The organism is Congregibacter sp. (assembly GCF_965662665.1).
Classification (GTDB): Bacteria; Pseudomonadota; Gammaproteobacteria; order Pseudomonadales; family Halieaceae; genus Congregibacter.
The window spans coordinates 17,074-39,359 of sequence record NZ_CBFIIF010000028.1 but is presented as its reverse complement, the minus strand read 5'-3'; the positions used below and the strand labels follow the sequence as shown (position 1 = coordinate 39,359).

19 protein-coding genes are annotated in these 22,286 nt (G+C 55.6%); 10 read left to right on the top strand and 9 right to left on the bottom strand.

Annotated elements, in window-relative coordinates; genetic code table 11:
- The 4 genes from ACTG39_RS11195 to ACTG39_RS11180 form a co-directional block, all read right to left on the bottom strand.
- Positions 1-551: acyl-CoA dehydrogenase family protein (locus ACTG39_RS11195; RefSeq protein ID WP_439107648.1), on the bottom strand; the 551-nt coding region annotated here is incomplete at its 3' end.
- A 61-nt stretch (positions 552-612) separates the two neighbouring features.
- Positions 613-1,851 carry an acetyl-CoA C-acetyltransferase gene (locus tag ACTG39_RS11190; RefSeq protein ID WP_439107647.1) on the bottom strand — a complete coding sequence of 413 codons (1,239 nt, stop codon included), beginning with the start codon at positions 1,849-1,851 and terminating at the stop codon, positions 613-615.
- A gap of 12 nt (positions 1,852-1,863) precedes the next feature.
- Positions 1,864-2,631, bottom strand: a complete 768-nt coding sequence (locus ACTG39_RS11185; protein ID WP_439107646.1) for a crotonase/enoyl-CoA hydratase family protein — start codon at positions 2,629-2,631, stop codon at positions 1,864-1,866.
- A 128-nt stretch (positions 2,632-2,759) separates the two neighbouring features.
- Positions 2,760-3,932: a dipeptidase gene (locus ACTG39_RS11180; RefSeq protein WP_439107645.1), complete on the bottom strand. Its 1,173-nt coding sequence runs from the start codon at positions 3,930-3,932 to the stop codon at positions 2,760-2,762.
- Between the two features lie 140 nt (positions 3,933-4,072).
- On the opposite strand from ACTG39_RS11180, the gene ACTG39_RS11175 reads away from it, so the two are divergent.
- The 7 genes from ACTG39_RS11175 (at position 4,073) to ACTG39_RS11145 (ending at position 14,059) form a co-directional block, all read left to right on the top strand.
- A complete protein-coding gene (locus ACTG39_RS11175) occupies positions 4,073-5,215 on the top strand; it encodes an MFS transporter (RefSeq protein ID WP_439107644.1) in 1,143 nt (380 codons plus the stop codon).
- 11 nt (positions 5,216-5,226) lie between these two features.
- Positions 5,227-7,182, top strand: a complete 1,956-nt coding sequence (locus ACTG39_RS11170; RefSeq protein WP_439107643.1) for a beta-galactosidase — start codon at positions 5,227-5,229, stop codon at positions 7,180-7,182.
- Positions 7,175-8,329: a galactokinase gene (gene galK / locus ACTG39_RS11165; protein WP_439107642.1), complete on the top strand. Its 1,155-nt coding sequence runs from the start codon at positions 7,175-7,177 to the stop codon at positions 8,327-8,329. The genes ACTG39_RS11170 and galK overlap by 8 nt, the downstream gene beginning before the upstream one ends.
- On the top strand, positions 8,326-9,348 hold the full coding sequence (locus tag ACTG39_RS11160; protein WP_439107641.1) for a UDP-glucose--hexose-1-phosphate uridylyltransferase: 1,023 nt from the start codon (positions 8,326-8,328) through the stop codon (positions 9,346-9,348). Before galK ends, ACTG39_RS11160 begins: the two co-directional genes overlap by 4 nt.
- A complete protein-coding gene (locus tag ACTG39_RS11155; protein WP_439107640.1) occupies positions 9,345-10,769 on the top strand; it encodes an SLC5 family protein in 1,425 nt (474 codons plus the stop codon). Before ACTG39_RS11160 ends, ACTG39_RS11155 begins: the two co-directional genes overlap by 4 nt.
- Positions 10,766-12,916, top strand: coding sequence for an alpha-galactosidase (locus ACTG39_RS11150; RefSeq protein WP_439107639.1), 2,151 nt, complete (start codon positions 10,766-10,768; stop codon positions 12,914-12,916). The genes ACTG39_RS11155 and ACTG39_RS11150 overlap by 4 nt, the downstream gene beginning before the upstream one ends.
- A 174-nt stretch (positions 12,917-13,090) precedes the next feature.
- Positions 13,091-14,059 carry a hypothetical protein gene (locus ACTG39_RS11145; RefSeq protein ID WP_439107638.1) on the top strand — a complete coding sequence of 323 codons (969 nt, stop codon included), beginning with the start codon at positions 13,091-13,093 and terminating at the stop codon, positions 14,057-14,059.
- A gap of 9 nt (positions 14,060-14,068) precedes the next feature.
- On the opposite strand, the gene ACTG39_RS11140 is transcribed toward ACTG39_RS11145, so the two are convergent.
- The gene (locus ACTG39_RS11140) at positions 14,069-15,472 is read right to left on the bottom strand and encodes an L-serine ammonia-lyase (protein ID WP_439107637.1); all 1,404 of its coding nucleotides are present in this window, start codon (positions 15,470-15,472) and stop codon (positions 14,069-14,071) included.
- A 51-nt stretch (positions 15,473-15,523) separates the two neighbouring features.
- On the bottom strand, positions 15,524-16,513 hold the full coding sequence (locus tag ACTG39_RS11135; RefSeq protein WP_439107636.1) for a threonine ammonia-lyase: 990 nt from the start codon (positions 16,511-16,513) through the stop codon (positions 15,524-15,526).
- Between the two features lie 101 nt (positions 16,514-16,614).
- Here ACTG39_RS11135 and ACTG39_RS11130 point away from each other — a divergent pair, with 101 nt between their 5' ends.
- Positions 16,615-16,962 (top strand): ArsC/Spx/MgsR family protein, encoded by a 348-nt coding sequence (locus ACTG39_RS11130; protein ID WP_439107635.1) that lies wholly within the window; start codon positions 16,615-16,617, stop codon positions 16,960-16,962.
- Between the two features lie 22 nt (positions 16,963-16,984).
- Here the strand turns inward: ACTG39_RS11130 and pgl are convergent, their stop codons facing one another.
- Together pgl and zwf are read right to left on the bottom strand one after the other, a co-directional pair.
- On the bottom strand, positions 16,985-17,683 hold the full coding sequence (gene pgl / locus ACTG39_RS11125; protein WP_439107634.1) for a 6-phosphogluconolactonase: 699 nt from the start codon (positions 17,681-17,683) through the stop codon (positions 16,985-16,987).
- Positions 17,676-19,088, bottom strand: a complete 1,413-nt coding sequence (gene zwf, locus ACTG39_RS11120) for a glucose-6-phosphate dehydrogenase (protein WP_439107649.1) — start codon at positions 19,086-19,088, stop codon at positions 17,676-17,678. Before zwf ends, pgl begins: the two co-directional genes overlap by 8 nt.
- On the opposite strand from zwf, the gene ACTG39_RS11115 reads away from it, so the two are divergent.
- Together ACTG39_RS11115 and ACTG39_RS11110 are read left to right on the top strand one after the other, a co-directional pair.
- Positions 19,011-19,235: a hypothetical protein gene (locus tag ACTG39_RS11115; RefSeq protein ID WP_439107633.1), complete on the top strand. Its 225-nt coding sequence runs from the start codon at positions 19,011-19,013 to the stop codon at positions 19,233-19,235. The genes zwf and ACTG39_RS11115 overlap by 78 nt on opposite strands.
- A 94-nt stretch (positions 19,236-19,329) precedes the next feature.
- Positions 19,330-19,908 carry a hypothetical protein gene (locus tag ACTG39_RS11110; protein WP_439107632.1) on the top strand — a complete coding sequence of 193 codons (579 nt, stop codon included), beginning with the start codon at positions 19,330-19,332 and terminating at the stop codon, positions 19,906-19,908.
- Between the two features lie 21 nt (positions 19,909-19,929).
- Here ACTG39_RS11110 and ACTG39_RS11105 read toward each other — a convergent pair whose 3' ends face one another.
- Positions 19,930-22,212: an NADP-dependent malic enzyme gene (locus tag ACTG39_RS11105; RefSeq protein WP_439107631.1), complete on the bottom strand. Its 2,283-nt coding sequence runs from the start codon at positions 22,210-22,212 to the stop codon at positions 19,930-19,932.
- Positions 22,213-22,286 lie beyond the last annotated feature (74 nt).

The window sequence follows — 22,286 nt, the reverse complement described above, 5'->3', positions numbered from 1 at the left end:
ATAAAAATCGCACAGCGCTCATACATAGCGCCGGAGATAAACCACTTGCTACCGTTGAGGACGTAATCATCGCCGTCCCGGCGAATGGATAGCTCTATATTTGTCGCATCCGAAGATGCGACCTGGGGCTCGGTCATGGCATAAGCCGAGCGGATCTCTCCAGCCAGTAAGGGCGTCAACCACTGGGCCTGCTGCTCCGGCGTGCCGTACTTCATGAAGACTTCCATGTTGCCCGTATCCGGCGCGTTGCAGTTGAAGACTTCGGGACACCAGATAACGCGCCCCATGATCTCTGCAAGAGGCGCATAATCGAGATTGCTCAGTCCATCGTGATCAACATGTTCTGCCAGTTTGGGTGGTACAAACATGTTCCACAGTCCGGCGTCTCTGGCCTTTGCTTTGAGCTCATCCATTATCGGCAAGTAGGCAAAACGGTTGTCCGCAGCATCAAGTTGCTGCCGATAGGTCTCGTCGTTGGGATAAATATGCGCATCCATAAAGGTGCGCAACTGATCCTGATACGCTAATGAGGCTTGGCTAAACTCAAACACAGAACTACTCCCAAGTAAGTGCCGGGGTTATTACGGAAGAGCTGTTCGCTCTTTATACTGCTTATGCTGCTATACGCTCGATGATAATTGCCGGCGCCATACCGCCCGCTGCGCACATGGTCACCAGACCAAATTGCTGATCCCTGCGCTCTAGCTCGTCAAGAATAGTCCCTATCAATACTGAGCCTGTACCGCCGATAGGATGGCCGAGAGCCATTGCGCCGCCGTTAACATTAACCTTGCTACGATCCAGATCGAGGTCACGAATAAACTTCTCGGTAACTACTGAAAAAGCCTCGTTGATCTCAAAGAGGTCGATATCCGAAAGACTCATGCCCGCCTTTTTAAGTACTTTCTGCGCGGCAGGAACAGGAGCATTGAGCATCAGCGTGGGAGAATCCCCCATGTTAGCCATTGCCACCACCCGCGCCCGCGGCTTGAGTCCATGGGCCTTTGCATACTCGGGAGACGCCAACAGCAACGCGGCCGCACCGTCGACAACGCCGGATGAATTACCCGCATGATGCACATGCTTGATTTGAAGATCCGGATACACCTGATTCACTAACTTGCGATAGGTCGTGCCCTGCTCATCAAGGGGATAGTCAGCGATCGGCTCAAACGATGCCTTAAGCCCAGCCAGGCCTTCCAGTGTAGTTTCGGGGCGAGGAAACTCTTCGTGATCCAGTGCGACGCTGCCATCAGCATTCAGTACGGGAATCAGGCTGCGCTCAAAATGTCCGCCGGCAATAGCCGCTGCCGCATTTTGCTGGGAGGTGATAGCCAGCTCGTCAAGCGCTGTCCTTGGGATCGCTTCCAGTGTCGCAATGGCATCGGCGCACACCCCCTGATGGGGCTGGGGATGCATCTCTCTCAAGTGCAGATTATCGTTATCCATAAACGGCGACTGACTGGGGTCCGAGCCGAACAGCGACATCATTTCGCAGCCACCGGCCACCACAAGATCTTCCATGCCACTCATAATCGAAGCGGCAGCAATATTGACCGAGGTAATACCCGAGCCACAAAAACGATCCAGGGTCACCGCAGAGCTGCGAACGTCATAACCTGCATCTAAAGCCGCCATGCGTGCCAGGTCACCACCCTGAGTACCACGCTGCCAACTGGTGCCAAAGACAATATCGTCAACATCAGCGGTGTTGATGCTGGTGCGTTCAGCAAGTGCCTTGAGTACCGTCGAGCCCAGATGCTGGGGATGGAGATGCGCCAAAGCCCCCTTACCCTTTTTGCCGATACCCCGCGGCGTCCGACAGGCGTCAATAATCCATGCTTCACTCATAGCCATAAGCTCCTACTTACCTTTCCAGTTCGGCGCACGCTTCTGCGCGAAGGCCGTTGCGCCCTCGATGGCGTCCTCGCTTGTAAACACGTGTCCGACAATTTCCTGTTGCTTGGCAAACATCTCTTCGCTGCTCCAGTCCTGAGCACCCGAGACAGCCTTCAAGCTGGCTGCAACGGCGAGGGGACCATTGCCAGCAATAGTCTTTGCGAGCTCCTGCGCAGTCTCAAGCGCTTTGCCGGGTTCCGCAATGCGATTAATCAAACCCAATTCATAGGCTCTATCGGCGCTGATAAACTCGCCTGTGAGCGCAAGCTCCATAGCCACTCTTGAGGGGATTTGCTTGGGAAGTTTTACCAGGCCACCCGCTGCGGCGGCGAGTCCTCGCTTTACTTCGGGAATGCCAAACTTACTGCTCTGCGATGCAACAATCAGATCGCAGCTGATAGCCAGCTCAAAACCGCCGGCCAGGGCATAGCCCTCCACGGCTGCGATGGTGGGCTTCGCAGACCGATACTCTGTGAGTCCTGCAAAGCCCCGACCCTCTACGAAGGGCAACTCGCCGCTGACAAACGCTTTAAGATCCATACCTGAACAAAAAGTGCCGCCAGCACCGGTTAGAACCGCGACCCGCAAGCTGTCGTCAGCCTCGAGCTCATCCATGGCCGCAGCGACAGCCTCGGACAGAGCACGATTAGCCGCATTTTTAGCTTCGGGCCGATTAAGGGTAATGACCATTACGCCATCGATCTTTTCTGTGAGAACTTCGTTGCCTGACATGCGCTACTCCTTCTAAGTTATCGCCAGTGTCTTTTTGAGGGCATCGATTGTGCAACGCCGGACGTCACGCTCCAAGGTTGCCAGCGTTCAGTAAAATTGTCCTCAGGTGACAAGGCCGCCATCTGTTTCTAGGCCTTTTCAGCGGGTAAGTTCTGTCGCAAAAACCGCAGCATATTACCGCCCATCACCATGCGGATTTCCTCTTCGCTAAAACCCTGATTGAGCATTTCCTGCGTGAGCGCAGCCAGCTCCGAGGTATCGAAGGGCACGGTAGTTGAGCCATCGTAGTCCGACCCGAGGGCAACATGCGCAACACCCACGAGATCAATGCCATAGCGAATAGCACGCACAATTCCTGCGGGAGACACGTCGCAGATCGCGGCATCCCAATAGCCCACGCCAATCAATCCGCCACCTTCTGCAATTTGTTGCATGAGCTCGTCGCTAATGTTTCTTGGCGTCGGACAATAGCCCTGAAACCCTGTATGACTCACCACCAAAGGCGAGTCACTCATGGCCAAAACATCTCTAACGCTTTGCTCTGAGGAATGCGCGACATCGATGATTGCACCGCGCTCGTCAATCCGCGTGACCACGTCTCTGCCAAATTCACTCAGGCCACCACCGCCGGTGCCGTGTAGTGATCCGCCAAGCGCATTGTCAAAAAAGTGATGCAGGCCAAACATGCGAACACCGGCCTCGCGTAATCGATCAATGTTTTCCAATGATCCATCAAGAGCATGAGATCCCTCGATTCCCAGCAAAGCGCCAATGGTTTGCAAGCCCTTCTCCCGCGCCTCCATGACTGACGTAAGATCACTCCGGGTTCTGAGCACGCGCAGGACTGTGGGGTCCTTCGCTTCGATACGCGCAAGCTTGTTAGCTTGCACCAGCGCACGCTCGGTCAGGCTGGACCAGGTCGCCGCGGGCCAGCGCTGCATAAGCGCTACAAGGGTAATGTTGTCGGGTGCATCCGCGTCATTGCTTTCATAGTTCTGGCCCTTGGGAGAACGCGTCACAAAGGTGAAGGCCTGTAGTGCCACGTTTGCTTCTCTAAGCCGAGGTAAATCTACATGACCACGATCAGCTCTCTGGGTCAGGTCTCTTGCCCAAAGCGTGCTGTCGGTATGTAAGTCCCCGACGACCAATGAATCATGCAGCGCTCGGGCTTCATCAGATATCACATAAGGTTCATGCTCCATCACTTTGTTCAGCGACCGTTCAAGCATTCCGGGACCGATCCCAAAACTAAGCACCGAACTCACCAGCACAAGCAGAGCTACTACAGCCAGTATCCTCATGAACCTACACCTCTCTTAGAACGTATGATGTTTATCGTTACAGTACTCGCGGCCCGTAGTATCTCCTTATCACCACCCAATTCAAGCTGTGTGGATATTCCCTGCGCCGCCGTAATCCCTAACTTTTAGGACCTGAAACCTTGAATCCCAGAATATTGAGTCTTGCTTTTGCCCCCTTCGCGCTCGGCACTAGTGCCTTCATTTACATAGGCCTTATCGAGCCAATGTCTCAAGACCTGGGGGTTGGCATCGCAAGCGTCGGCCAGCTGCAAACTGTGTTTGCTCTTGCCTGCGGCATTGGCGGCCCGATTCTAGCGCGGCTGTTCTCCAAGTTTGATCGAAAACAGCTACTGCTTTGGGTGCTGGCAATCCTTGCGATCATGAATCTAGGCTCAGCCCTTGCCCCGGATCTAATAACCATCGCTAGCATTCGGTTTGCAGCGGGCTTCTTTGCCGCACTCACCTTACCGCTGGCGACAACGCTTGCAGTAACCCTTGTCCCCGAAGAAATTCGACCCAAGGCCATAGCGACGGTGTTGGCCGGTTACACACTGGCATTTCTTATAGGCATACCCATCGGCAGCATCCTGGGCGATATTTATGGCTGGCGCGCGGCTTTCTGGCTCGCGACGAGCATTTCGGCTGCTGCCTTTATCATCATCGGTGTATTCGCCCCGGCGCACATTCACGCTCCAGAACCTGGCGCATCCAGTTTTCGCAGGGCTCTCGTGGGTGAGAACCCCAAGCTAATGGCGATCACTATGCTGGGCTTCGGCGCAACCTTTGCCACCGTGAGTTTCATTGGTCCGGTTATCACGGCGTCTACCGGGATTACTGGCACGGGCATCGCCGCCATACAACTCTCTACGGGCATAGGCAGTCTCTTGGGACTACCCGCCGGAGCCATGCTCGCCAGACTCTCCGCGCGCACTGCCTTGAGCATACTCCTCAGCGTCGTATTGCTGACGCAGCTGCTCTTTTCTGTAGGTATGCTTCTTGATCTTGGCGCACTGTCGATTCCTGTTTTGGTATTCACGATGGCACTTAACTCGGCGGCGCTATTCGCCACGACGCCCGTTGCGCAAACACAACTCGCAATCGCTGCGGGACCAGCGACAACTATCGCCTTCGCGCTCAATGGATCGATGGTTTATTCTGGGCAAGGCTTGGGATCATCACTGGGTGGAGCGGTGACAAGTTCCATTGACCTGGGTTGGACGGGCGTAGCAGGTGCGGTTGCAGCGTTTCTGGCGCTACTGCTGGCGCAACGATTGAGAGTTTAACGAGGTGAAAAATGGCTTTGGCCTCCCTAGGCGTTTGCTACTACCCCGAGCACTGGCCACAAAAGCTGTGGGCTGAACACGCGCGCACCATGCGCAGCGGCGGTATCAAGCTCGTGCGTATCGCGGAGTTTGCCTGGTCTCGTATCGAGCCCAGTCCGGGACATTTCGATTGGCAGTGGCTGGATACGGCTATAGAGACCCTCGCCACCGAAGACCTTCAAATCATTATGTGCACGCCCACAGCCTGCCCGCCTTTGTGGTTGATCGAGCGCTCCCCCGACATTCTGCCCGTGGACATTAATGACAATGTTCGTCGGTTTGGTTCTCGACGGCACTATCGTTTTGCGAGCGCGGTATATCGCGATGAGTCCGCGCGCATCAGTCAGGCCGTCATCGATCGTTATGCGGCGCACCCTGCCATTGTAGGTTGGCAGTTAGATAACGAATATGGATGCCACGAAACTACACTGAGTTATAGCCCCGATGACGAGCGCGTATTTCAGCGCTGGCTTGAAAAACGTTATGACGACATTGATGCCTTAAACAGGGCCTGGGGAACGGTTTTTTGGAGTCAGGAGTATCGTAGCTTTGCCGAAGTCGGCCTTCCCAATCTCACCGTTACCGAGGTAAACCCGGCGCACCGTCTGGACTACTGGCGCTTTGCCTCTGAGCAAGTGCGTCAATTCAATAAGGAACAGCGCCAGTTGCTGAGAGAGTCCCGGGGCTCCGAACGTTGGGTGACCCATAACTTTATGGGCAACTTTGTCGAGTTTGATCACTTTGCTGTGGGTGAAGATTTAGATGTGGCTACCTGGGACAGCTACCCCTTGGGATTCCTCGATCAGGGTTGGTTCAGCGACGAAGAAAAGCTGCTTTATCGCCGCATTGGTCACCCGGACTGGGCGGCGTTTCATCATGACTTGTATCGCGCCGTAGGACGTGGCCGTTTTGCGGTGATGGAGCAACAGCCCGGACCGGTCAATTGGGCTCAGTCCAATGCCCAACCGCTGGATAATGCGCCAGCGTTTTGGGGCATGGAAGCTGTCGCTCATGGCGCTGAGTTTGTCAGCTATTTTCGTTATCAACAGCTGCCAAGGGCGCAGGAGCAGATGCATGCCGCTCTGAGGTTACCAACGGGAGAAGCTGCGCCAGCATGGGCCCCGGTAGGCCAGTTAGCGTCTGAGCTTGAGAACCTACCGGCAACGCTTAGCCAAGCCGCACCTATCGCCATACTCTTCGATTACCCATCCTGTTGGGCGAGCACAATTCAGCCCCATGCGCCGGGAATGGATCAGCTGGAAAGCGCCTTCCACTACTACAGTGCCGCCCGCACTCTGGGTCTGGACATCGACTTCGTGGTCGCGCAGTCCGACTTGCAGGGCTACGAGCTGATAATTGTTCCGGGTACCATTATTGTAGATTCAGCCTTTGTTGCTCGCGCAAAGGCTTCCGGCGCGGCTTGCCTCATTGGTGCCCGAAGCGGCTCCAGGGATGAGCACTGCGCGCTGCCGACCACGCTAGCGCCTGGCGCTCTGCAAGAGATCATTCCACTGCGAGTACTTGCCGTGGACAGCATGCGCTCAGGTGCAGTTCGTTCATTCAACTATGCCGGCGAGTCCTACGAGGCGAGCCGCTGGCATGAATCCGTAGAGTCTGAGCTTGAACCACGCATTCGTTGCGATGACAGCGCGGGATTGTGGTACAGCGCTAACAACAATCACTACATAAACGCCCATGTGCCCGCGGAGTTTCTCACGGTGGTCATGGAAAAAATCCTGTCTGCTCGAGACTATCGGTGCAGACCTGTCCCAAAGGGCCTGCGGGTGCGATCCCGGGGATCCCTTACCTTCGCTTTTAACTTCTCACCGGATATTCGGCGCTTCGAAGTTGAGGGAGCGAGCCGCGTCCTGGGTGACATCGACCTCCTTCAAGGTAGTTACGCGGTATGGAATACGCCCGGTGAATAATGCTGTGAACGCGAGGCTGGACGATCTCTTTCCCCCGCTGGAGGCAGCTTTACGAGAGCGTAGCGCCGCGATGCCCGCCTGGGCAGCCAAAGCACCCGGCCGCGTCAACCTCATCGGCGATCACACGGACTACTCTGAGGGTTTCGCCCTACCTATGGGTATTGATCTCTACACCCTGGCAGTCGCCTCGCCTCGCGATGATGACGCTATACATGTCTTCAGCACCCAAGGGGGGAAGACCACGCTGCCTCTAAACGACGATAGCTCCCGCAATGGTGATTGGACGGATTACCTCCGTGGCGTACTCAAACAGTATCGACAACGAGGCTTTTCAGTCCCTGCAATGGATGTTGTTGTAGGCGGCAACTTGCCACTTGGCGCCGGTTTGTCCAGCAGCGCATCCCTGGAGCTTTGTTTCGCTACGCTCCTTGAAGTGGCAAGCGGCAAGACCGTTTCTAACAGGGAAAGAGCGCTGCTGTGCCAAAAAGCAGAACACGACTACGCTGGCGTACCCTGCGGCATCCTTGATCAGTTTGCAGTGACCTTTGCAGAAGAAAACAAAGCGATGCTCCTCGACTGTCGTACCCAGAGCCTTGAAACCGTAACGGTGCCCGAGCAGCTATGCATCGCTGTCGTAGATTCCGGTGTGAGTCATGCGCTGGCAGATGGCGGCTACGCTGAACGACGGGCGCAAGTCGAGACAGCACAGACACAGCTGGGTCAGTTGCTGCGGGATGCAAAAACTGACGACTTGATTCGAATCACCGATGAGACCGTGCGTCAGCGAGCGCGCCATGTGCTGAGTGAAAATACGCGTGTCCGTACGTTCGCCGACGCCCTGGCAAAGAACGACTTAGCTGCGGCGGGTCATCTGATGTATGCCAGCCACGAGAGTTTGTCCCGGGACTTTGCTGTGAGCTGCACCGAGCTCGACACCCTCGTTGCGGCAGCAAAGGAAGCTCGCGCTATCGGCGCACGCATGACGGGCGGAGGTTTTGGAGGATCGATGGTCGCTTTCGTGGATCGCGAACACACTCGCTCTTTTGAGCGTCTGGTTACAGAACGCTTTAGCAGTGCAGGCTATGGTGAACCCACTATTCGCTGGGTGAGTGCAGTGGCCGGCGCGAAAGCCTGGAAATGCCCGTGAGCAGGCAACCGCACCGCCGCTACAACCCCCTCTCGGATCGCTGGGTACTGGTATCTCCGCAACGAGACCAGCGCCCTTGGCAAGGGCAAGTAGAAGACACTCCAAACCCAGAGCCATCCTACAGCCAAGATTGCTATCTCTGTCCCGGGAACGAACGCGCTGGCGGAAAGGTGAATCCCGACTATCCGGACGTGTTCGTTTTCGACAATGATTTTCCGGCACTACTGTCCGGTAACGAGGCGATGGAAACCGAATCTTCGGAGGACGGGTTGTTCCACAGCGCCGACGTTCGCGGCCGATGCCGAGTCATTTGTTACAGCCCGCAGCACAATCTCACCTTGGCCAACATGGACGAGACACAGCTTCTCACGGTGATAGACGCCTGGTCTGAAGAGACGCTATCCCTGAGCAAAGACTTTGAGCACGTGCAGATATTTGAGAATCGCGGCGCCACCATGGGCTGCTCAAATGCCCATCCTCACGGTCAAATTTGGGCTCTGGATACTCTGCCCAGCGAGATCGCCGTAGAAGCAAGGCAACAGACTCAGTATCTTGCTGATCACGGAACACCGATGCTGCTGGACTATGCGCTTAAAGAACACTCCAGAGCGGAGCGGGTAGTGTGCGGTAACGAGCATTGGCTGGCGGTGGTTCCCTGGTGGGCAACCTGGCCTTTCGAGGTACTGTTGTTGCCTCTCCAGCAGGTCGCAACACTGCCCGCGCTCACCGGCGCTCAGCGCGGCTCACTGGCTGCGATTCTTAAACAGCTTCTTGGGGCTTATGATGGGCTTTTCTCGGTACCCTTCCCCTACTCCATGGGGTGGCATGGAGCACCGGCAACAGCTGACAAAGAATCATGGCAGTTGCATGCGCACTTTTATCCACCGCTGCTGCGTTCAGCGACGGTGCGCAAACACATGGTGGGGTTTGAAATGCTTGGGGAATCCCAACGGGACTTAACACCTGAGCGTGCGGCAGAGCAACTTCGCAAAGTCCTATTTACTAAGGTTCCATCATGAACACTCAGTTCCTTGTCTTTGCCGCCATCACCGCAGCTATTGCAGTGTTTACCTACTTGCAGTGCCGAAAAGCGCCGCGCAGCGGGGATGACAATGCCGAGTACTTTTTAGCGGGACGAACCCTGTCCTGGTACTTCATTGCCGGGTCCATCACATTAACCAACTTAAGTACCGATCAGCTTGTGGGCATGAACGGCAACCAAATGCTCTTACTGGCCTGGTGGGAACTGGCCGCCGTCGTAGGCTTATTGATACTGGCATTCGTTTTTGTGCCTATCTACTATCGCTACAACTGCGCAACAACAACCGAACTTCTTGAGAAGCGCTACGGAAAACAGTCTTTGCGCTCTTTGGTTTCCATACTGTTCCTCATGGGCAACGTGTTTCTCTATCTTCCGATCATGCTTTACACGGGATCCCTGTTTCTTAAATCCATGTTCGGGCTGGACGCTTCCACGCTTACCATCGCCTGCGCGCTGGCGGCTCTGGGATCGTCCTATGCGATATTCGGGGGACTCCGCGCTGTCGCCGTGTCCGACACCCTCAGTGGCATCGGTCTTCTCAGCCTAAGTCTTCTTGTGGTGTGGCTGTCTTTGGATGCCATCAACTTTGACTTTTCGGGCATCCCTGTCGAGCGACTCACGTTGATTGGAGGGCCGGATTCGCCCATCCCCTGGACGACACTGTTTACCGGCATGTTGTTTATCCAAATTTTTTACTGGAGTACCAATCAAACGATTACCCAGCGGGCAATGGCGGCGCCGACGGTAAAAGAAGCGCAGAAAGGCGTTCTTGCAGCAGCGGCTATCCGGTTACTCATCGTGCCGGCCATTATTGTTATTCCCGGTATCTGTGCGTACAAGCTTTACGGAGATATCGGTGATGCCACCTTTGGAACCCTTGTGGGTGACCTTCTTCCTGGCTGGCTCTCGGGCACTTTCGCCGCCATGATGGTCGCAGCGGTACTCACCAGCTTTAACAGTGTCCTGAACTCTTCTTCTACGCTCTATGTCATCGACCTTCATGAGCCTTATCTCAACAAAGAGACCAACGTACACAGACTGAACATATTGGTCTCCGTCGCCTTTGTCGTTTGCTCATTGTTGCTGGTACCCATCTATGACGGCGCAGAAAGCATCATCAACCTCGTACAGCAGCTCAACGGATTGCTCAGCATGCCCATTCTTTCGGTGTTTATCGTAGGTTTAGTATTCAGTGGTGTTGCCGCAGGTGCTGCAGGAATCGCGATGGTCAGTGGCGTGGCTCTTTATGCGGTGTTTTCTTTTGTATGGACGCCGATTCACTATATCCACCTCATGGCTATTACGCTGGTTTTTTGCATTGCTGTCGCACTGATAAGCAATCACCTGATCTTTAAGGGGCAGGCCAGGTTGTCTTTTGGAAAGGCAATTCCGGCTTGACCCTCAGTCGCCTGGATGCCGGTAACAGCACACTTGTCGTCGACTGCAGTGATGAGCGCTTGTCGCTATCTTATTTAGGCCAACGGCTACCCGACGCACTGGATCTGGAAGAGATTTCATTCCTGACGAACGCACCCACAGCGCACGGAGAACTGGATTGCGAGTTTCGGCCCGATGGTTTTCCCACACAGGATGGTCATTCACAGGCACAGGCGGCACTTCAGGCGAGACGAAACGGAAAAGCCTTGCTAACGAGTTTGAGTGTAGCTCGATGTACCTCTAGCGACGGCGCTCTGGAGATTTATCTCGCGGATGTTCAAGCCGGTGTCGAAGTAAGAATTGTCATCCGCGCTACGAGCTCCGGGGTGTTTTGCAGTGAGAGCACCATCTTTAACTCTGATCCCGATGACGATTTAGACGTCGATTGGCTAGCATCCGTACATCTGCCGCTGCCCAGTTCCCATTGCGAGGTGGAGCGCTACGGTGGATTTTGGGCGAATGAGCTACTTCGCGAACGAATCCCCCTTGGTCACTTCGCCCTGGATATTGGAAACACGCGAGGCCGTAGCTCCCATCAGAGTTTTCCTACTTTGATTTGTGGCGATGCAGGCTTTAGTGATCAAGGTAAGAACGTGCTGCTCACGACACTGGAGTGGAGCGGCAATCACAAACTTCGTATTGAGCCGGCGCCAGCGGGTGGTCATAGCCTGCAGGCGGGCGTAGCGCTCCAGGCGGGAGAGCTCACGCTTAGCCCCGGCGAGACGTGGCAAAGCCCCGCGGCACTTTTTGCCTTGAGCGAGAGTGGTATTAATGGCCTACGCGAGCAGTTTCGTTGCTACTGGCTTGAACGCAAGCGTTTACGTTCTGCCCCTCTGCGGCCGGTGCACTTCAATAGCTGGGAGTCGAGTTACTTTGATCACGACGCCAAAAGCAGTTGCGAACTTATCGACGCGGCCCAGGCACTAGGCGCAGAACGCTTTGTGTTGGATGACGGCTGGATGCAAGACCGAGTAGGTATTGGCTGCGGCCTGGGAGACTGGATCCCCTGCCCCAGGCGCTACCCGGGGGGGTTGGGTCCTGTAGCAGCACACGCGCGGGGACGCGGCTTGTCGTTTGGCCTGTGGGTAGAACCCGAAATGTTGACCCTCGATTCGACGGTAGCGCAGGAACACAGCGACTGGATCATTGGAGCGCAGAGCTACGCGCCGGTCTCGGGGCGCGGACAATATCTCCTGAATCTGTGCCTACCCGAAGTGCGAGAACACATTCTTGACTGCCTTGATCGTCTCATTGCGGACTGCAACCCCGACTATCTTAAGTGGGACATGAACCGGGATTACGCACAGCTTGGATTTGGCGGCCCCGCTTCACCCGCGGCGATGACCCAGGCCTGGTATGGGCTGCTCACAGAAGTACGCACTCGTCACCCCGATATCACCATTGAGTCCTGTGCAGCGGGCGGCGCACGCAGCGACGCCGGGGCTTTGGCGCGCAGTGACAGAATCTGGACCAGCGACAGCATGGATCCGCTGCAGCGTTTTACCATCATGAAACACGCCAGCAGCGTTTTTCCACCAGCGCTGCTGGGCACGCACGTAGGCGCAAGTCCCTCCTCGACGTCGGGAGCGAGCTTACCGCTATCCACACGTTGCATTGTGGCGCTCCTGGGACACATGGGACTGGAACTCAACCCGCAGGAGTTGGGGGATGAGGAGCGCACGACTCTTGAGCGCTGGACGACGTTTTATAAGTCTGAGAGAGACTCTCTCGCCGGCTCGGCGTTTCATTACCTCGACGAAACAGAGCCCGGCCTCGAATCGCTTCTGGTTTACAACAGAGAGGACTCCCGGGGACTGCTGTTTCTTCTTCGCAGCGCCTATCCGCGCGCCGCGCAACCCCCTTTAGTTAAACTCCCGGAATGTTTGATGGATACCGATCTAAATCTTCAGCTGCTGAATCCCGAGGATGCTGACTTTGTTCAACGCAGCGTTGATTGGCATCGCGGTGCGCCTCTACGTGTATCCGGTGACAGCCTACATTTTGCGGGCCTCAGAGCACCGTTTTTACGTTTGGGGCATTGCGCGCTCATCCAACTCACATCCAACTCACATCTAGCAAAACCTGAGCCGGGACTGCAGACGCATTGATGTAGTCAGGTTTTTGCTTTTCCCTCTGTGCCTGATTGTGATGTTCAGACGCCACGCAGGGCGTTGCCTGAGCAATAGTTTCTTTTGCGGCCATACCACCAAGTGGCTGGGCTATACTCGATTGAAGCAGCAATACCCGTTTCTCGATTTCCATTCCCCAGGTGAGTGTCGTCCATGAGCCATCACAACAGCCTTAGCCTACCGATTCGAGCATTACCACGCGCCTTTGCGCCTGTCGTCCTCGTGAGCCTGTTGCTGATCGCAGGATGCACAAGCGACGAACCCGTTGATTCCCCCAGCAGTGCGATAGCGTCGGACCCGGCTCCGGTTACTTCGGCACCTGAAGGAACCGACGTCTGGCTTCTGGACCTGGTGCGGGAGGGAGACAATCTGCGTGCCGTAGCACCGCGTAATCTCACCAACCGGCCTGGCTACGACAATCAACCTTTTTTTACACCGATGGGAGATCTGCTCTTTGTGCAAATGGAGAACGAGCGGACAGATATTTGGCGCTGGGATCCCGAGACAAAAACTTCCACTCCCGTCACAAAAACGCTGCTGGAAAGTGAGTTCTCCCCAACGCCTATCCCCGAGAGCGAAAGCGGGATCAGCTATATAAGATCAAGGACCAACACCAGTGGACGTCTGTGGCGAATGCCGCACGAAGGGGCGGACGCAGAGATTGTCTTTGCCGATATCGGACCCGTGGGCTATCACGCGTGGTTCGACGCCGCGCACGTCGCGCTATGGCGTCTTCAGGAGCCATCGCTCCTTCAGCTCGTCAAACTGGATACACAGGAAACGCGCACTATCGCCACCGGAGTGGGGCGCTCCCCCCAATCGGTGCCGAACCGCCAAGCTGTGAGCTTCACGCGCGTCACCGAAGATGGCACGGTAGTCGAGGCGTACGATCTTGAATTGGATCGCACTGAGACCCTGGGCATTCTTCCCGTCGGCGGAGATTTTCACGCCTGGACGCCGGACGGAGTACTTCTAAGCTCGACAGGGTCGCGAGTGCTCGCCTTGCGCGGTGATCAGTGGCAGGAAGTCGTGGATCTCGCTCACCTGGGCTTGGTGCTCAGCCGTCTTGCCGTATCCTATGACGGCACAGGCCTTGCGCTGGTTGCCGAGCCTGACAGTTAGCCCCAGCGACTAACACTCAACAAAGTTAACCGGCACCGCAAGCACATTCACGGCGAGACCACCGCGGGCGGTTTCCTTGTACTTATCCTGCATGTCACGACCGGTGTCGCGCATAGTCTTGATGACCTGATCCAGAGACACATAGTGTTCGCCGGAACCACGCAGCGCCATGCGTGCTGCCGAGATAGCCTTAATCGCACCCATGGCGTTGCGCTCGATGCAGGGCACCTGCACCAGACCACCAATGGGATCACAGGTCAGACCCAGATTATGTTCCATGGCGATCTCCGCGGCGTTTTCGACCTGCGCTGGCGTTCCTCCCAGGGCATCCGCCAGAGCTGCAGCCGCCATAGAACAGGCAGAGCCCACCTCCCCCTGACAGCCGACCTCCGCACCGGATATTGAGGCATTTATTTTGTAGAGAATACCCACCGCAGCGGCGGTCAGCAGGTAGCGACAGATGTCATCTTCGCTGCTACCCAGACAGTGTTCGAGATAGTACTTGAGTACTGCAGGAATGATTCCGGCAGCACCATTGGTAGGCGCGGTGACGATGCGACCGCCCGCGGCGTTTTCTTCATTGACCGCTAAAGCGTAGAGCGTGACCCAATCCATCGTGTTCAGTGAGGGATCACCGAAATCTGTAGACTGACTCTTGAGCTGGCGATGCAGCTGCGCGGCGCGCCGTCGCACCTTAAGTCCACCGGGCATGATGCCTTCGGTACGACAACCTCGCTCGATACAGGCGGCCATAACCGACCATAGCTCCAGCAGGTCAGCTCTAATCTGGGCTTCACTGCGCCAGGCTTTCTCGTTCTCCATCATGAGCGCACTGATGGACAGGCCATGCTCGCGACACTGCTCCAGAAGCTGATCCGCCGTAGTAAAGGGGTAAGGCACTGCCGTGGGATCATCGACGATGAGATCTTCTCCAGATGCAGCAGCCTCATCGAGTACAAAGCCACCGCCTACGGAGTAAAAAACCTTGCTACTCAGGGCATCGGAGTTCGCATCAAAAGCACTGAAGCGCATACCATTGGCATGATAAGGGAGGGTTTCGCTGCGATGCATAACGAGATCGTCGCGATAGCTGAAGGCAACCTTGTGAACTCCCAGTAATTGCAGCTCACTTGTCTCCCGAACCTCTTCGACACACTGCGCGATGTTATCCACATCCACAGACTCGGGGAGTTCCCCCATCAGACCCAGTATGATTGCCTTGGGCGAGCCGTGCCCCGCACCGGTGGCACCCAGAGATCCAAACAGCTCTACCTTTAACCGAGCCACGGCCCCCAACGAGCCGTCATTCTCCAGATCGGAGACAAAACGTTGCGCCGCCACCATGGGCCCAACGGTATGCGAGCTTGAGGGACCGATCCCGACTTTAAACAAATCGAATGCGCTGATACTCACGGCACTACCTTTATCTGCGACAACACACAGCTCCCTGGAAGAACCTGATACTTAGGCCTCCTCTTTGAGGATCTCAGCGAAGGCAAGGGGATCCACATTACCACCACTGAGCATCACCGCGACCTTTTTATATTTTGCATCTAATTTACCCGATAGTAGTGCTGCCAAAGCAACCGCGCCTCCAGGCTCTACAACCAGCTTCAGCACACGAAACGCATAGCGCATGGCGGCCTTCACCTCGGACTCCGTTACCACGAGTCCACCGCTTAACAATCGCTCGTTGATGGAGAAAGTCAAAGCACCGGGCGTGGGTGACAGGAGAGCGTCACAAATCGACGACTGCGAGGTGTCAGCACTCTCGCGATAACCAGACTTCAGAGATCGTGCATGATCATCATAGTATTCGGGCTCAACACAAAATATGTCCGTAGCAGGACTCAACGCTTCCGCTGCCAGTGCGCAACCGGCTGTGAGACCTCCCCCGCCACAGCAAATTAGCAATGCGTCAAGAGACTGCCCCATCTGTGCCGCATCCTCAAATATCTCCAGACCCGCAGTGCCCTGCCCGGCGATGATGTGCGGATCGTCGTATGAGGGAACAATGACCCCTCCGTCTCTTGCAGCCAGAGCGTAGCTAATGGCTTCTCGATCTTCGTTGTAGCGATTGTAAGTAATAACCTCAGCGCCCAGCGCCTTTGTGTTCTCCAATTTGATCTTTGGGGCATCCTCAGGCATGACAATCCGTGCGCGCACTGACTCGATCTTAGCGGCGGCTGCCACACCTTGGGCATGATTGCCGGACGACCAGGCAATGACACCTCCCTCTCGCTCTGACTTCGTCAGCTGCGCGATGCGGTTGTAGGCACCACGAAACTTGAAACTTCCGCTCACCTGAAGGGTTTCAGGCTTGAGGAAGATCTGGCGATCCGTATCTGCATCCAGAAACCGATTATGCAGAAGTGGCGTTCGCGTGGCGCGAACACGCAGGCGCTCAGCCGCAGCGCGGATATCCGAGAAAGATGGCGATTCAATGATGTTCATAGGCTCTTCCTAAAAAAACGAGTACGCAGCTATCCAGGAGCTTTTCCTGACCCTGACAATGATCAATAATTGCGGCCCCTTTGCCAATCAAGAAGCACATCATGCCCTATACACTGATTCATCACACCGGCTGTGGCTCATCAAAGAAAGGTCTCGCCCTTCTTCAAGACAATGGCATCGAACCGGTGGTGCGCAAGTATATGAACAAGAGTGAAATGCTTAGCGAAGAAGAACTTCGGGGCATCGCCAAAAAAATGGGCAACGTGAGTCCGCGAGCGTTTATGCGTGACAAGGACGCTGCAAAACTCGGCCTCGCGGATTCGGCATCAGATGACGAAGTGTTTGCTGCCATGGCAGCCGATCCGCGCCTTATCCAGCGCCCCATCGGCATCAATGGTCGCAAAGCGGTTCTTGGCAGACCTAACGAGCAGCTTCTAGATATAGCCTAAGCGCTCGCGTCCGTGAGAGACGCTAAGGCGCCCAGTACACCTGCGGTGTCGGAGACTCACTAGCCATCACTGCCGCGATGGGAAGCCTCGTGGCGTCCTTCTCTGCCACGGCTTCGTTCAGAACGGCACGCTTGTCACTGCCCACCAGGTGCAACAGCAAATGTCGTGAATCGAATAGTCGTGGCAGAGTCATACTCATTCGGGCGTGAGGCGCCACCGGCGGATCCACCGCTGTCAGCGTGTTACCGCTGTGCAAATCGAGACCCGCTTCGAGGGTATCGCTATCGGGAAACAGCGACGCGAAGTGCCCATCCCCTCCCATACCCAAAATCATTATGTCGACCGTGCCCAGATCCGCGAGATCGCCGCTAATAGCCTTTACGGCACTTCGCGGGTGTTCATCTTCATTCACCAGAGGAATGAAGTGCGCGGCACTCGCGGGACCCTGCAGCAAATTTTCTTGAACTAAACGATCGTTGCTGTCCTCATGGGTAGGGGGAACCCAGCGATCATCTGCCAGGCTTACAGTCACTTTCGACCAGTCGAGTTCCTTGCCCGCCATAACCTGGAAAAAACCCTTAGGCGTACTGCCGCCAGAAAGTACGAGACTCGCTTTACCCCGCGCTTCGATTGCCTCTGATAACCACCCAGCAACATCGTCGGCCATCTGCTCATCAAGTGCCGCAGGGCTGGCAAATTCCAAAAACCGATAATTAGACATGCCAGCTCCTGCCATCCTTCTCAATGAGGAGTTCCCCCTTCGTGGGGCCCCAGGAGCCCGCCTGATAAGGTTGCAAAGTCGGCGCCCGCTTTTGCCAGGCGTCTATCAGAGCATCACACCAGCGCCAGGACTCTTCGATCTCTTCCCGGCCGACGAAGAGCGATTGATCAGCATTAATGGCGTCGAGAAAGAGACGCTCGTAGGCATCGGGAATCCGGTCAAGTTCAGATGAATCCAGAAAATCCAGATTCAGGTTCTTCGTGACCAGTCCCATCTTGTTTCGCAGACTGTGTTGCTTGGACACCATCTGCATTTCGATGCCTTCGTTAGGCTGCAGTCGAATCACCAGGCGATTGGGTACATCCTCACTCCCGGCTCCCGCAAAAATATTGTGCGGTAGTGCCTTATAGGTAATCACAATTTCGGTCAGCTTCTCGGGCATGCGTTTACCGGTTCGTAGATAGAACGGCACACCCGCCCATCGCCAGTTATCCACAAAGGCTTTGAGCGCGACACAGGTTTCCGTTTGGCTATCCTGCGCGGGACAGTCCTCCTCCTCCAGATAACCCGGCACGGATTCTCCGCGAAGCCACCCCGCCGCGTACTGACCGCGCACGGCATGATCTCGTACGTTCGTCTCGTCGATGGGACGCAAGGCACGCACGATTTTCACCTTCTCATCGCGGATTCCCTCGGCCGTCATAGAGTTAGGCGGCTCCATAGCAACCAGACAAAGGAGTTGCATGAGATGGTTTTGCACCATATCGCGGAGCTGACCCACGCCGTCGTAGTAGGACCAGCGACCCTCGATACCGATGGGCTCCGCCACGGTCATTTGAACGTGATCAACGCAGCCCTGGTCCCACTGGGTATTGATAAAACGATTACCAAAACGCATGACCAAGAGGTTCTGTACCGTTTCTTTTCCCAGATAATGATCCACACGATAAATGGAGTCTTCTGCGAAAAAACCGCCCACGGTGTCATTCACCGCCCGACAACTCTCGAGATCGTGCCCAATAGGTTTCTCGAGAAGCAGTCGTCGATCGCCGACAAGACATCCCGTGGCTCCCAGGTGCTCACAGATAGGGCCGAACAGTGAGGGTGGTGTTGCCAGATAAAACAAGGCCGGCCGATCGGGCGCCAACAGTTCGCTCAAGTCCGCAAAACCTTCAGCGGTGCTGAAATCTATGCGGTGATACACGAAGCGTGAGGTATAGGTCGCCCACTGCTCTTCAGACCAGCGACTGTCGTCAACATACTTACGCACCCGGGACTTGATGTCTTCGAGAAACTTTTCTAAAGAAATATCTTCCCGCGCCAAGGCATGAATGCGCACGTCCTTCGGGAGCAACTCACAGTTATCCAGATGATAGAGCGCTGGAAAAAGTTTTCTTGCGGACAGGGCGTTTCCGATATGCTGTTTGGTGACTTCGACTTTCAGGGGCGATTGTCATTCGCTTGGCCGCAGGACGCTGCGTCCACCAACGATCTATCCCAGGCGCCGTTGTTCCCCATGGGTTTCGGTCTAAAAATGCAAGGCGACGGCTAAAAGCGATACCTATCGCCGGCCATCTTGTTTTTTTTGCGGTCGTTTAATCAGTGCGGTTCATGCATGGACATGCACGCTATGCTAGCCTCTGCTTATGAATGAACGCGTTATTCCTGATATCGGCACCTGCCTGAAAGATGGCTGGGACCTCTACATGAAAGAACCCTTGCTGTTGTCAGGGGCAACGATTCTGATGGCCGTGATCTGCGGTGTAGTAGGTCTTATCCCCTTTGCGGGAGCGCTGATCTACCCTCCCCTCCTCGGTGGACTCTACATTATGATCATCCGATTAGAGCGTGGAGAAGACATCCGGATCAGCAATCTATTCGATGGGTTTCAATACTTTTTACCGCTGGTGATCGCAGCGCTTTTGATGTCTCTACTTATCGCGATCGGTCTGTTTTTATTGGTGCTCCCCGGGCTGTATCTCACCATCGCCTACGGCTTTACCAACCTGATGATTGTTGATCAAAACAAGAACTTTTGGCCCGCGATGGAGAGCAGCCGAAAGCTTATACACGCAAATTTTCTGAGCTACGCCCTGCTGGTAATCGTGCTCGCCATCATCCTAGTCGCTGCGAGTATCCCCCTGGGCCTCGGACTCATTGTCGGAGTTCCCGTGTGTATCGCCGCGCAGTATCGTTTCTACCGGGCGTTGAGCCCTCAAGCCTGAGCTCAAAGCCCTTAAGCCCGACTAGCCATAGTGCGTCACATCGGTACCGGCAAGAGCAGAGATATTGAGCAAACCCCGCGCGGTAATTGACGGGGTGACAATATGTGCACGGTTGCCCATACCCATGAGAATGGGACCGACCTCTAAAGCCCCCCCGCGCATTTTAAGTATGTTACGAACGCCCGAAGCCGCATCACCGTAGGCAAACACCAGTACATTCGCCGGTCCTTGCAGTCGAGAGTGTGGAAAGATCCGCGCGCGCAACTCAGGATCCAAAGCCGAGTCGGTGTGCATCTCACCCTCGTAGGCAAAGTCTGGCTCCCGCGCTTCGAGCAAGGCCATGGCGTCACGCACCCGACGCCCGCTATCAATATCCAGATTGCCAAATTCGGAGTGCGAGCACAGCGCAATATTGGGTTTGAGACCAAAGCGACGCACATGATTTGCTGCGGCCATCACCGTGTCAGCAATCTGCTCTGGTGTGGGTTCGGGATGCACATGGGTATCAGCAATAAAGAGCGGCTCATCCTCGGTAATCATTAAGCTCAAAGCACCGCGCGGATGTGCGCCGTCATAGGCAAGAATCTGACGAACATAATTGAGATGCCACAGGTATTGTCCAAAGCTGCCGCAAACCATGCTGTCCGCGTCTCCGCAATACACCATGATCGCGGCAATGGCGGTAGTGTTAGTCCGCATAATCACTTTGGCCAGATCTGGCGTGACCCCGCGGCGCGCCATCAACTGCAGATATGCTTCCCAATACTTGCGATGACGAGAGTCATCCTCGGGGTTCACAACCTCAAAGTCCTCGCCGGGTTTGATCGTCAGACCCGCTTTCTCACAGCGACGGGCAATGATCTCCGGGCGACCGATAAGAATAGGACAGTCGGTCATTTCCTCGATGATCGCCTGGGCGGTGCGCAGCACACGCTCATCCTCACCCTCTGCAAATACGATGCGCCGCTTTGAACGAGCGGCCGCGGCAAACACTGGACGCATAATCAAAGACGAGCGGAAGACAGAGCCATCGAGCTTCTCTCGGTAGCTCTTCATATCCTCCACCGGGCGAGTCGCCACGCCAGTGTCCATTGCAGCGCCGGCCACAGCACTAGCGACCACCCCTATGAGGCGGGGATCAAAGGGCTTGGGAATCAGGTAATCAACGCCAAAGACCAGCTGCTCTCCTTGATAGGCCTCGGCGGCCTCGGCGCTCGTGGTGGCCCTCGCCAGTGCGGCAATGCCGTCGATGCAGGCAAGCTGCATGGCATCGTTAATCTCCGTAGCACCGACATCCAGGGCACCGCGGAAGATAAAGGGAAAGCACAGCACGTTATTAACCTGGTTAGGATAGTCCGAGCGACCCGTCGCAATGATCGCATCCGGTGTAACGGCACGAACCTCATCAGGCAAAATCTCGGGCACGGGGTTGGCCAGGGCAAACACAATGGGTTGAGCTGCCATTCGGCCCACCATCTCGGCGCTGACAACTTTAGGTGCACTTAAGCCCAAAAACAGATCGGCATCGTCAATGACCTCATCCAGGGTCCGATGGTTGCTAGCCTGCGCGAATGCCGCTTTTTGTGGGTTCATGTCTTCGGCGCGGCCCTCGTAGACCAGGCCGTGCACGTCACACAGCCAAACGTTCTCGCGCTTCACGCCCAACTTTAAAAGCATATTGAGACAGGCGATGCCGGCCGCACCACCGCCTGTAGATACTATTTTTATATCTTCGAAACGCTTGCCGGCGATGTGCAAGGCATTGGTAACCGCAGCACCAACGACTATCGCCGTGCCATGCTGGTCATCGTGAAACACCGGAATGTTCATTCGCTCGCGGCAGCGTTGCTCAACAATGAAGCAATCCGGTGCTTTGATATCTTCGAGATTAATCGCGCCAAAAGTGGGCTCCATAGCGCAGACGATATCGGCGAGTTTTTCGGGGTCGGACTCGTTTAGCTCTATATCAAAGCAATCGATGCCGGCAAAATTCTTAAACAGGACCGCTTTACCTTCCATGACCGGTTTGGCAGCGAGCCCACCGATGTTACCCAGCCCTAAAACCGCACTGCCATTACTGACGACTGCGACGAGGTTACCCCGGGCCGTGTAATCCGCTGCCTTGGACGCGTCCTCAACGATCTCCAGGCAGGCTTCTGCAACACCGGGGGAGTAAGCCCTGGCAAGATCCTGCCCATTGGCCAGAGGCTTGGTCGCACGAATCTCCAGCTTTCCCGGCTTGGGATAGGCGTGATAGCGCAGCGCAGCGTCCCTTGCGGCCTGGCGGCTTTTGTCGTCGTCCATGATTGAGTGTCCAAAAAGTCTCATTATAGGCCAGCAGCTCTCGCCATGGGATCTGCTGGCCGTTTAGTTCTAAC